We start from the raw sequence: 11,532 nt of genomic DNA, 5'->3' as shown, positions 1-11,532 counted from the left end.
CCCCCACCGGTCTCCCACCCCCCGAAACCAATCGATCCTCGTTCCGCGTTCACCCGGAGCCTCCCGGGACGTCCACCCCCGGTTCCGGTACCGCACGGGCCTCCGCCCGCAGCTCGGGAACCAGTCCTCCGGCCGGGGCGGCCGCGACCACGACCGAGACGTGGTCCTCGTGCCGCCGCACGGTGAGTTCGGCTTCCCACGGGGACAGCGCCCGCACCGCCTGCCGCGCTCGCTCGGAGTCCCCCCTGGCCACCAGCCTCGCCGCCTCCGTCGCGGCGTCGGTGCAGCGAAGCTGGACGAACACCGCGGAGACACCGACCAGCACCAGCGTGAATGCGGCCATCAGCGAGCCGATTCCCAGCGCGGCCTCCACGGTGACCGCGCCGGCCTCCGAACCCTCGCTCCCGGGGGGACACCGGGCCGGGACCGGCTCCGCATCGGGGGAGCCGTCGAGGTCCCCGGTCATCTCACGATCCCCCGCCGAACGAAGGTTCCGACAGGGCCCGCCGCACCAACGAACTCAGCGCCTCGGTCACCGCGTCACTGGTGACCACGGTGTAGAGCAGCGCGGCGAACGCGGCGGCCGCCAGGGTGCCGATCGCGTACTCGGCTGTGCTCATGCCCTCCTCCCCGCTGAGAGGACGACGTACTCCCCGTCCGAGACGGCGGAGGAGTTTCCTCGCACCTCGGTGCGGCAACGTTCCGGACACGACCATGATGCTGTTTCCCTTCCTCGTCGGATTGCCGACAACACACCTTCCGCGCCTTCCGGACGCGGCTCGCCCGTCCCAACAGCCCAGAGGGCCTCCCGTCACCGGGTCAGCTCCAGGCCGTGCACCATCCCCAGCACGACGGGCAGCACCCCCAGACAGAAGAAGGCGGGCAGAAAACACAGCCCGAGCGGGGCGGTCACCCACACCTCGGTCCTCCGTACCCGGGCTTCGGCCTCCTCGCGCACCTCTTCCCAGGCCCGCGCGGACAGCTCCTCGGCGGCCAGGGCCAGACCGCTACCGCTGCGCGCGCTGCGCCGCGCGGCACCGGCCAGTTCGGCTGTCTCGGGCACCCGCGAGGCGGGCTCCCACGCGGCCACCGGGTCCGAGCCCAGTTCGAGCGCGCGGGCGACTTCGTTCAGCACCTCCGCTGCCCGGCCCTCGAACTCCCCGGCCACCTCCCGCAGCAGCACCGGGGTCGACAGCCCCGCCCGTACTCCCGCCGCGAACAGGTTCCATCCCGCCGCCGAGCGCAGCGGCGAGGACTTCTTCCGGGGGCTTCGAGCAAGCCACGCGTGGAGGCCCCAGGCCGTCACAGCGCCCGACAGACCTGCTGCCACCGGCCCGAACAGCACCGCTGCCGCGAGACCGGCGAGCAGGCCGGCACCCGCAGCGAGCGAGGCCGCTCCCCCACGACGCCGGACGAAGGTGGCCACCCGCTCTCGGAGCTGCCGGGCTCCTCCGAAGTGGGGCGGAAGCCTCGGTTCCGCGCGAACACGCAGGCGGCTTCGCGAGGCCGTTCCCCCACCCAGCAGCACCACCGCGACGCCCAGGGCGAGCAACACGAACGGGAGCGTCGAACCCGTCTGGGGATTCACGACCGCACCGCCGCTTCGGTCAGCCGCCGGATCCACAGCACACCGGCGCACAGCAGGACGGTTCCCACCAGCAGCAGGAGCTGTCCCACCGGGTCCGTGGCGAGCACGTCGAGCGGATCGGCTCCGCTGACCTGCCCCAACAGCAGGCCGAGCACCGGCAGGCCGGTCAGCACTGTCGCGGTCGCCCGGGGCCCGGCCAGTTTCGCCTCGACCTCCCTGGCCAGACGCGCCCGCTGTTCCGCGTCCACCCGAACGGCCTCCAACAGCCCGACCGGGGCCACGCCGTAGTGCTCGGACAGTCTCCAGCACCGCCCGAGTCGCTCCACCACGGGACGCAGCCCGTCCGGACAGCGCTCGTGTCCCCCCGGCCCGGCCGGGCCACCCAGCCGAGTGGCCACGGCCAGTCCCTCGAAGACGGTGGAGACGGTTCCCCTCGTCTCGGCGGCCACCCCGGCAGCGGCCGACTCCGGGACGGCGCCGCTGCGCAGATCACCGATCATCATGCGCAGCCCGGAGGCCAACTCGCTCAGCTCGCGTGCCGTCCCCGCGAACCGGGCGCTCCTTTCCCCGGTCCGCAGCATCACCGTGACCAGCAGTGACACGGAGACGGCTCCCGCCGGCCCCAGCAGCGCCCATCCCGACAGGGCCGCCGCCCAGGGGGCGAGTGGACGGAAGGACAGAGAGCCCACCGGCCGGGGACGTGCCTCCTGGGGAGCCAGTCTGCGAGCCGGAGTGGGCATGGGCCAGCACAGCAGGGCGGTGACCAGCAGGAGTGGTAGCACGACGGCCACGGGTGACAGTCCTCGCACTCCTCTCACCCCGTTTCCGGGCGGTGCTCGGCCACGGCCTCCAACAGGGGAGTACGCGCGGCGCCCCAACCCTCGTCCACGTCCCAGGCGGGAACCACCCGGGTGTGGGTTCCGCGACGACGCAGCAGACCGATCCCGGCGAGATGTCTTCCCCGGCGGGAGTCCCGGCGCATGTGCAACACCACCCGGACGGCGGCGGCGAGTTGGCCGTGCAGGGCGGCCCTTCCCAGCCCGCCCTGCGCCCCCAGTGCCTCCATCCTGGCCGGCACCTCCCCGGGGGAGTTGGCGTGCACCGTCCCGGCTCCGCCCTCGTGTCCGGTGTTCAACGCGGACAGCAGGTCACACACCTCCGCGCCTCTCGTCTCTCCCACCACCAGGCGGTCCGGTCGCATCCGCAGTGCCTGACGAACCAGGTCGCGAAGCCGGATCTCCCCGTTGCCCTCGATGTTCGGTGGTCTGGTGACGAGCCGGACCACGTGCGGATGCACCGGTTGCAGCTCCCCGGCCTCTTCCACGCACACGATGCGTTCGCTCCGGTCCACCTCGCCGAGCAGCGCCGACAGCAACGTGGTCTTGCCCGCGCCGGTGCTGCCGGAGACCAGGAAGGCCAGCCGGGCGGACACGACCGAACGCAGCAGTTCGGTGGTGGCCGCGTCGAAGGTTCCCAGTTCCCGCAGGGTGTCCAGTCCGTGGTTGGCCGGGCGGAGAACCCGCAGCGAGATGCAGGTTCCCCGGGCGGCCACCGGTGCCAGCACGGCGTGCAGACGCACCGCCACCCCCTCCCGGGTTCCGGGGAGCCATCCGTCGACCCACGGGCACGCGTCGTCGAGCCTGCGTCCGGTCGCCGTGGCCAGCCGTTGGGCGAGTCTGCGCACCTCCTGTTCACCACCGAAGCGGAGATCGGCGCGCCGCACCCCGTCCCCGTGATCCACCCACACCTCCTCGGGGCCGGTGACCAGCACGTCCGTCACCCCGGGGGTCGCCAACAGCTCCTCCAGGGGACCGGCTCCGAAGAACTCCCTGTGCAGACGTCGTACGGCGGCGAGCACGTCCCGCTCTCCGAGCGGGGTCTCGGTCTCCTCCCGCACTGCCGCGGCCACGGCCCGCGCGGTCACCTCACCTCCTTCGGCGATCAGACGCGTCCGCACCCGCGAGACGAGTCCCTCGTCCGCGTGTCCGTGCTCCGGAGAGGAGGCGGACGCGTCCGGGCCGTCACGAGGATCCAGGAACATCACCAGCACCCGCTTTCGGCGTCGGAGTCCTTCCGCACGCCCGAGGGCGTGCCCGAACTCCACCCTGCGCCGAACGGAAGGCCGTTCCCACCCCGTCTTTCCCGGCCTGTGGAGGAATTCCAACCCTGTGGACAAACATCACCGAGAACATTGCGGACAGTGACCGGGAGTCGACACCGGGAGACGAACGAACAACCGCTGACCACGCAAAGAAGTCGCCCGGAAGGCGGACCGTCAGAATCTCCGCTCTTGTAAACCAAAAACGCGAAAAATAACCCTATCGTGTTAAACATCGGACGGAGCGGCGTGGAGCGACCGCGCAGGAAGACGTGTTGTCATGCCGACGTAGCCGCCGGAAGAGCCCTCGGCACACGAAGGATCGGAGCCACGACGTGTACGAACGGACGGACGAGTCGTCCACCACGGACCTCCCCGCGCTGTTGACCCGTTACGGCGAGCTCGCGGTCGAGCTGGAGGAGACCACCTCCGCCGAGCGGGCCGAGCGGCTGCGGGCCTCCCTCGCCGAGCTGGACACGATGCTCGACCATCTCAATTCGAGTACCCACCGACTCGAGCCGTGACCGTTCCGCGTCGAAGTCCTCTCGGACACGCACAGCCCGCCCCGTTCGTCCGGAGGGGAGAACGAGAACAGTAAATGAATTTCTTTCAGGATTCATGGGTTTCCGAACGTCGAAGCCGCTGCTCGTGCGCCGGATCCGACACCGGAGCACACGAGTCCGGCCTCCCCGGAAAAAACCCCGGCCGCCCCCGGAACCGGCAGACCCGTCCCACCCTGGTGCGAAACACCCTCAGATGTGCACGCCCAGCATCTCCGCGGCCGTGTGTGCGGAGGAACCCGTATCGTGGTCGTAGGTCTCGACCGCGGGCTGCCTGCGTTGGCTCGGCGGAATCTCTCGTCCGGACTCACCGCCCCCCGCGTCGTTCAACACCCGTCTGATCTCACGCTCGGTGGCGGCGTGAGCTCGTGCGCTGGCCTCCGCCGTCTCCGCGGCGGAAAGCAACCCCCGTGCGGCGCTGTCGGCCAGTTCGGAGCTGACCGCGGAATGCCTGCACAGCACGAGAGCTATCTCGTCGACCAACCCGGAATCGACGGAGCCGAGAGCGGTGCGAACCACACTCTCGGCAATCGTGATATCCATCGGTCGGGGGATGACACGGGAAGACTCGGACACCGCGAACCTCCTCACAGCACAGTGCGAACAACCGCCGGTCCGAACCGGACCCGTTCGGGGTCACCACGAAAACAGACGGCCCACGAGGAAGGCGTGGCACCCCGGAGAACGCTGCGGACGAGTTTAACGCCGTCGCAGCAGCCTCGCCGGATCGAACAGGGGACCGGCCGGAAAAGTCCCGAAAGGATCTCTGCTGCTCCTCATTCACCCGGAAAAACACGAGCGCCCGTCCTGCGCACCGTGCGAACGAAACACCCCTTCGCTACACTCGCGAAAAAACCGGAACCGAGATCCGGTTTTCGGGAAAATCTCCTCCGGACATCCGGTCGGACGAACCGAATTATCCACTTTCGGCGGATCCCGGAACCGGATCGGCCACTCCGTCGCGGAAACGACTTTCCCTCGTTCCGGACTCCAGCACCGCGAACACGATCAAGGAAAACGTCGCCCGGGCAACGTCAACCACCCTGCCACCAGACGGGACAACCGTCGACATCCTTGGTATCACGTCGAATCCTCGTCCGAGAACGAGACGACAATCGAGTTCCCGAATCGCAATCCGAGTGTCATCGGAATTCGATCAGGCGCGGTCACATCACACCACCCGGCTCGTCCCGCACAAAGCGTCCAGGACTTTCCGCGCCGCTCGGACGGAAGGTCCCCGCGTTCCGCCGCCGTGCAACCCGAACCGGTCCACGAGTCGCGCCAGGCGCGGATCCGCGCGCACGGCGGCCAGTACCTCGACCCCGAGGACGTCCCGCACGTCCGCGACCCGCAGTCCACCCGGTGCCGGACCCCGCACGACCGCACGAACCGGGGTATCCCTGCCCTCCAGGGTTCGCAACAGTCGCCTGGCCGCCGTGCAGGCGCGGACCTCGGCGGGGACCACGAGAACGACCAGATCGGCCCTGTCGAGCAACGCGCGCGCCGGTTCGTCGGGTGGGCGGGGCAGATCGCAGACGACGAGGTCCCCCGCCCTGCTGCCCGCCTCGACCACGGCCTCCACCGCAGGTGTCGACAGCTCACCCTGTCCGTTCCGCCCGGTGGGGCAGAGCACGGAGAGCGCTCCGGAACCGAACCATCGGGTCGGTGCCGCCTCCCGCAGGGACGCCGCCGTCGGCCTGCTCGTGCCCACGGAGAGGTCGGCCCACCGGATGCCGGCGGTGCGTTCCTGCCCGAGCGCGAAATCCAGCCCCCCACCCAGAGGGTCGCAGTCGAGCAGCAGACAACGCCGTCCCGACCGGGCCGCGAGCACTCCGGTCAGCGCGGACAGCACCGAGGCTCCGGCGCCTCCGCATCCGCCGAGCACCGCCAGCACCTCCCCGGAACGGAGCGCCCCGCCCTCGGTCAGACCGGCCAGCATCTCCAGCAGCCGTGGCTCCTCGGAGGACAGGTCGAAGGCCTGCTCGGCGCCACGGTGAAAGGCCTCCCTCCAGAAGGAGGGATCCGGACTCCGCTCGACGAGGACCAGCCCCTTCCGACGCGGCAGGCCGACGGCGGCGCACCGCTCGGCGGCGGAGGTGTCGAGCAACACCACCGGCGCCGTGGCCCACGGTTTGGCGTCCTCGCCGGGCGAGAAGCGCCGTGGCGCACACCCCGCCGCTGCCGCGATACGGGACAGTTCCCCGGCCAGTTCCGCGTCCGCGGTGACCACCAGCGGTTCCGGTACCGCCACCACACACCCCCCGGAGTACCTCGTCACCCACCGCACCGCTCCCACGGGAGGGACCGACGTCCTCCCGCGACGCCGCTGCGGCTCTCGGAAGCCACGGTGGAGGCCGGCGACGAACGTGCCAAGCACGGATACGCCGGGATGTGGAGGAGCGAAGAGACCCGTGGACAACCACGGGGATTTTCGAGAGTGGCCCCCGCCAGGGGGGAGGGACGGGGGCCACCCGAGGTTCAGCCCCGGGGGGTCGGGCTGAACTATCCGGTGCACCGGACGACTCCACTGTATCTTCTCGCTTCCAGTGTGTGCGTTGCGTCCGTTGAGAGGAATATTCCTCGGTCAAAACGAAGACGTCGTACACCCTTGTGGGCGATGCTCGGTCACACAGAGCGCCGAGTCGGGACACTCCGGACCACCCGCCACCGGTGGACGAACACCCCCACCGCGAGCCCGAGGCTCCTATGCTGGACGCGTGACCGAGCCCGAGCCCTCCCACACCGAGACCGCCCCCTCCGGCACAGCGGCCTACTTCGAACTGGACAGAACGGTCGTGGCCAGATCCAACACGCTCTCCTTCAGCAGACCGTTCTTCCAGGAAGGTCTCATCAACCGCCGTGCCGTCCTCAAAAGCACCTACGCCCAGTTCGTGTTCATGCTGGCCGGAGCCGACGCCGACCAGATGGACCGGATGCGCGCGCACCTGGTCTCGCTGTGCGCCGGATGGGAGGTCGAGCAGGTCGAGGCGCTCGTGGCGGAGACCCTGCACGACATCGTCGACCCCCTCGTCTACCGGGAGGCGCTCCAGCTCATCGCCGAGCACAAGGAGCGGGGCGACGAGGTGATCATGCTCTCCCCCTCGGGGGAGGAGCTCGTCGCCCCGCTGGCCAGGCTGTTGGGCGCCACCGACTGGGCCGGCAGCAGGATGCGGGTGGAGCAGGGACGCTACACCGGCGAGCTGGAGTTCCACTGCGCCGGCGGCAACAAGGCCGTGGCCGCCGAACGGATCGCCGAACGACGCGGCCACGACCTGCGTCGGTGCCACGCGTACTCGGACTCGACCGAGGACCTGCCGCTGCTGGAGCTGGTGGGACACCCGGCGGTGATCAACCCGGACCGGGAGCTCCGCAAGGAGGCCGTCCAGCGCGGATGGCCCTCCCTGGCCTTCGAACACCCCGTGTCGATGCACGCACGTTTTCCGACCCCCTCGGCGACCACCGTCACCGCGGCGGCCGTGGGCGTGGGAGCAGCCGCGGCCGGGGCCGCCTGGTACGGGCTGTGGTACCGGCAACGCAGGCGCCGCTACCGCTGACCGGGAACCGGAGGACGCTGGCGTGGGACGCGGACGGGAGACGCCCACTCACGCGAGGGGCTTGCGGTGACCCGCGTCACGGACTACAAAGGAAGTACGGACCCCTGCACAGCGCAGGGACGTTGTGGAGGAGAAACAACGTCCCCCGGTCAGGGCTCCGTGCGCGATGGCGGGAACCCACGCGCAGCCACTGAATAAAAGGCAAGGTCGTTCTCAGGGTTGCGTACCGGGACGCCGGACGCCGAGCCCGCAGGATACGACGAGAGAGCACGCTTGGTACCCCGCACGTTCGCGCAGGAGACGGCGCTCGCCAGGACGCCCGGCGGGCGCCGTCGCATGTCGGCGGCGCGACGTCCCCGCCCTTTCGTCCCGGGAGACCCGCGATGATCACGCACGGTACCGACGCCGGCGCGTACCGTTGACCACGGTCTCCGAGGTGGGTAGCTTACGAATCCGGTCGGGTCATCGGTGAAACACCCGCGACCGCCGGTGGCGGGGCGCGACCGGGCCCACCCGAAACCGCCCGGGAGAACCGGAGGTCAACGTGCCCTGGACAGTCGGCCGTCGTCATCTGATGACCGCGACGCTCGCCGCGACGACGCTGGGAGCCGCGGGATCGGCGAGCGATCCCGGTGCCGGCCGCCCCTCCGGGGCAACGCCCTCCCCTGTCCCGGCACCGCCCCGCGCGGGCGAGGTCCCGGACTGGGCGGACCGTGTCGTCGCCGGAATGTCCCTGCCCCGGAAGGTGGGACAGCTGTTCGTCACCGTCGTCTACGGGCCCCGGGCCGACTCCTCCCACCCCGGCAACCGCGAGGAACACGGGCTCGACACCCCGGAGGAGGTGGTGCGCGCCTTCCACCCCGGCGGTGTCATCCACTTCTCCTGGACCGACAGCCTGCACCACCCCCGTCAGATCGCCGAGCTGTCGAACGACCTGCAACGCGCGGCCCTGGACTCCGGGGCGGGCCTTCCCCTGACGATCGCGACGGACCAGGAGCAGGGGCTGGTCACCCGTATCGGCCCGCCCGCGACGGTGTTCGCCGGCAACATGGCCCACGGGGCGGCACGCGACCCGCACCTGGCCCGCAGAGCCGCCTTCGTCACCGGACACGAACTGCGCGCCATGGGGATCACCCAGAACTTCGCCCCCGTCGGCGACGTCAACGTCAACCCCGAGAACCCGGTGATCGGGGTACGATCCTTCGGCTCGGACCCGGAGCTGGTAGCCCGGATGACCCGCGCCCAGGTACGGGGTTACCAGGACACGGGAGCCCCCTCGGAGACCGTCTCGGCGGCCGTGAAGCACTTCCCGGGCCATGGGGACACCACCGTGGACAGTCACACGGCGCTGCCCGTCATCGAACACACCGACAGCCAGTGGCGACGACTGGACGCCCCACCGTTCCGAGCCGCGATCTCGGCGGGGGTGGACGCGGTGATGACGGCACACATCCGGTTCCCCGGCCTGGACGACTCGGGGGAACCGGCCACGCTCTCCCGCACCCTTCTCACCGGTCTGCTGCGGGAGGAACTCGGCTTCGACGGGGTGATCGTCACCGACTCGCTGCGGATGCGCGGAGTGCGCGAGCTGCACCCGGACGAGTCCGTGGCGGTGCTGGCGCTGCGTGCCGGGGCGGACCAGCTGCTGATGCCTCCGAACCTTTCCGAGGCCGTGGAGGAGGTCGTCGCGGCGGTGCGCGACGGAAGGCTGTCCGTGGACGCCGTCGACCGCAGTGTCGCCCGGATACTGCGGGCCAAGGCACGGCGGGGGGTGATCACCGATCCGCTGGTGCGACTGTCCGCCGTGGAACGCGTGGTCGGCAGCCCACGGAACCTGCGGGAGGCCCGGCGGGTCACCGACCCCACGGTCACCCTCCTGCGGGACGACCCCGGGCTGCTTCCGCTGCGCCGCCCACCGGGGAGGGTGTTGGTCACCGGTTGGGGGACGGAGACCTGTGCGGAGCTGGCCGACCGGCTGCGGAGACGGGGGTCCCGGGTGCGCACGCTGCCCACGGGAGCGAACCCCACCGAGCAGGACGCGGCCCGGGTCGCGCGCGAGGCCGCCGGGCACGACCTCGTGCTCGTGCTGACCAACGCCGCGTGGAAGGAGGACCGGGCGGGTCAACGCGCACTCGCGCGGGCCCCGGCGGAAGCCGGCGTGCCCACGATGGCCGTGGCGGTGCGGGACCCCTACGACGCGGCCCACGTCGAACGGATCGGCACCTGGCTGACCACCTACTCCCACCGCCCGGTGGCGATGGAGTCGCTGGTGCGCGTGCTGTTCGGGGAGATCTCCCCCCAGGGCAGGCTCCCGGTGCCCGTTCCGGACCCGCAACGCCCGGACACCGATCGCTACCCGTTCGGACACGGCCTCAGCTGGTGAGGTGAGCGGATGAGTGGGCTGAACCGCAGACGGTTCCTGTTCTCCTCGGCGGTCACCGCTCCGGTGCTCGGGCTCGGCGGGGCCTCGAGCGCCACGGACGAGTCCCACCCTCCCGGGGGGACGACCGTGCGCACCGGGGCCGACGTGCTGGCCTCCGAGGACTGGCGCGGACTGGGCGGGGAGCGGATCGGAGTGATCGCCAACCCGACCTCGGTGCTCTCCCGCCCCGCGCGGGGACTGCCGCACGTCGTCGACGACATGCACGCCACCGGGGGAGTACGCGTGGTGGCCGTCTTCGGCCCCGAACACGGTTTCCGGGGTACCGCCCAGGCCGGTGGGGCGGAGGGGGACCACACCGATCCGCGGACGGGCATCCCGGTCTACGACACCTACGGGGCCGGGGTGGGGGAACTGGCCACCATGCTGCGCGACTCCGGGGTGCGGCGCCTGGTCTTCGACATCGCGGACGTGGGAACGCGCTTCTACACCTACGTCTGGACGATGTACACGGCGATGCGGGCCGCGGTCCGCACCGGCGTCGCCTTCACCGTGCTCGACCGCCCCAACCCTCTGGGAGGAAGTCCCGCCGGACCGGTGCTGGACCCGGAGTTCGGCTCGGGCGTGGGGGAACTTCCGATAGCCCAGCAGCACGGGATGACCGTCGGCGAGCTCGCGGGCATGTTCGACGCCGAGTTCCTGCCCGCCGACGAGGGAAACCGGCTGCCCGACCTGGACGTGGTCCGCACTCGGGGGTGGTCACCGGACCAACCGTTTCCCGCGACCGGGCTCACCTGGGTTCCCCCGAGTCCCAACATGCCCACCCCGGAGACGGCCGCCGTCTACCCGGGAACGGGGATGTTCGAGGGGACGGTGTTCTCGGAGGGGAGAGGGACCACACGTCCCTTCGAGACGGTGGGGGCACCCGGAGTCGACTGGCGCTGGGCCGAACAACTCAACGCCGAAGAACACCCCGGGGTGTTCTTCGGCGAGACCCACTTCGTCCCGACGTTCTCCAAGCACGAGGGCGAGACCTGCGGCGGGGTGATGCTGCACCGCACCGATGGGGAGGGGTTCGACGCGATCCGCACGGCGGTGGCCATGATCGTGCGCGCCCGCGCCTCGTACCCGGAGGTGTTCGGCTGGCGCCCCGACAACTGGATCGACCTGCTCACCGGCTCGGACCGGCTGCGGCGGATGGTCGACCGCGGCGCGGGCACCTCCGAGATCGTGGACTCCTGGCGCGAACCACTCGCCCGTTTCCGTGAGCGGCGCGCCCCCTACCTGCTGTACCCCCGGGCGGACACGGGATGAGCCCACCGGGGGCACCGGCCCCGGGACGGCGCGGTGCC

Annotated in this window: 11 protein-coding genes; 4 read left to right on the top strand and 7 right to left on the bottom strand. The window is 70.9% G+C overall.

The window, feature by feature from the left end:
• Window positions 1-49: 49 nt before the first annotated feature.
• The 5 genes from CEP50_RS10740 to CEP50_RS10720 all read right to left on the bottom strand — a co-directional run bounded on the left by CEP50_RS10740 (window position 50) and on the right by CEP50_RS10720 (window position 3,629).
• Entirely contained in the window at window positions 50-466 is a 417-nt protein-coding gene (locus CEP50_RS10740) for a TadE family protein (protein WP_181188329.1), read from the bottom strand.
• 1 nt (window position 467) lies between these two features.
• A complete protein-coding gene (locus CEP50_RS10735) occupies window positions 468-716 on the bottom strand; it encodes a DUF4244 domain-containing protein (protein WP_106113793.1) in 249 nt (82 codons plus the stop codon).
• A 95-nt stretch (window positions 717-811) separates the two neighbouring features.
• The gene (locus tag CEP50_RS20105; protein ID WP_258175151.1) at window positions 812-1,588 is read right to left on the bottom strand and encodes a type II secretion system F family protein; all 777 of its coding nucleotides are present in this window, start codon (window positions 1,586-1,588) and stop codon (window positions 812-814) included.
• Complete coding sequence (locus tag CEP50_RS10725) at window positions 1,585-2,379, bottom strand: type II secretion system F family protein (protein WP_106113792.1); 795 nt, start codon at window positions 2,377-2,379, stop codon at window positions 1,585-1,587. The genes CEP50_RS20105 and CEP50_RS10725 overlap by 4 nt, the downstream gene beginning before the upstream one ends.
• A gap of 23 nt (window positions 2,380-2,402) precedes the next feature.
• Window positions 2,403-3,629 carry a TadA family conjugal transfer-associated ATPase gene (locus CEP50_RS10720; RefSeq protein WP_181188327.1) on the bottom strand — a complete coding sequence of 409 codons (1,227 nt, stop codon included), beginning with the start codon at window positions 3,627-3,629 and terminating at the stop codon, window positions 2,403-2,405.
• A gap of 392 nt (window positions 3,630-4,021) precedes the next feature.
• Between CEP50_RS10720 and CEP50_RS10715 the strand changes: the two genes are divergently transcribed.
• Complete coding sequence (locus tag CEP50_RS10715) at window positions 4,022-4,210, top strand: hypothetical protein (RefSeq protein WP_106113791.1); 189 nt, start codon at window positions 4,022-4,024, stop codon at window positions 4,208-4,210.
• Between the two features lie 228 nt (window positions 4,211-4,438).
• Here CEP50_RS10715 and CEP50_RS10710 read toward each other — a convergent pair whose 3' ends face one another.
• Both CEP50_RS10710 and ssd read right to left on the bottom strand, forming a co-directional pair.
• Complete coding sequence (locus CEP50_RS10710) at window positions 4,439-4,789, bottom strand: hypothetical protein (protein ID WP_258175150.1); 351 nt, start codon at window positions 4,787-4,789, stop codon at window positions 4,439-4,441.
• A 628-nt stretch (window positions 4,790-5,417) separates the two neighbouring features.
• Window positions 5,418-6,497, bottom strand: a complete 1,080-nt coding sequence (ssd, locus tag CEP50_RS10705; RefSeq protein WP_258175149.1) for a septum site-determining protein Ssd — start codon at window positions 6,495-6,497, stop codon at window positions 5,418-5,420.
• A gap of 466 nt (window positions 6,498-6,963) precedes the next feature.
• Between ssd and CEP50_RS10700 the strand changes: the two genes are divergently transcribed.
• The 3 genes from CEP50_RS10700 to CEP50_RS10690 all read left to right on the top strand — a co-directional run bounded on the left by CEP50_RS10700 (window position 6,964) and on the right by CEP50_RS10690 (window position 11,494).
• Window positions 6,964-7,800, top strand: coding sequence for an HAD-IB family hydrolase (locus CEP50_RS10700; RefSeq protein ID WP_106113790.1), 837 nt, complete (start codon window positions 6,964-6,966; stop codon window positions 7,798-7,800).
• Between the two features lie 574 nt (window positions 7,801-8,374).
• Entirely contained in the window at window positions 8,375-10,183 is a 1,809-nt protein-coding gene (locus CEP50_RS10695) for a glycoside hydrolase family 3 protein (RefSeq protein WP_106113789.1), read from the top strand.
• Between the two features lie 9 nt (window positions 10,184-10,192).
• Window positions 10,193-11,494 (top strand): exo-beta-N-acetylmuramidase NamZ family protein, encoded by a 1,302-nt coding sequence (locus CEP50_RS10690; RefSeq protein WP_106113788.1) that lies wholly within the window; start codon window positions 10,193-10,195, stop codon window positions 11,492-11,494.
• Window positions 11,495-11,532: the final 38 nt, after the last annotated feature.

The sequence above is a fragment of the Actinopolyspora mortivallis genome, from assembly GCF_003001495.1.
In the GTDB taxonomy this organism is placed as follows: Bacteria; Actinomycetota; Actinomycetes; order Mycobacteriales; family Pseudonocardiaceae; genus Actinopolyspora; species Actinopolyspora mortivallis_A.
This window is presented reverse-complemented; position numbering and strand designations above follow the sequence as displayed.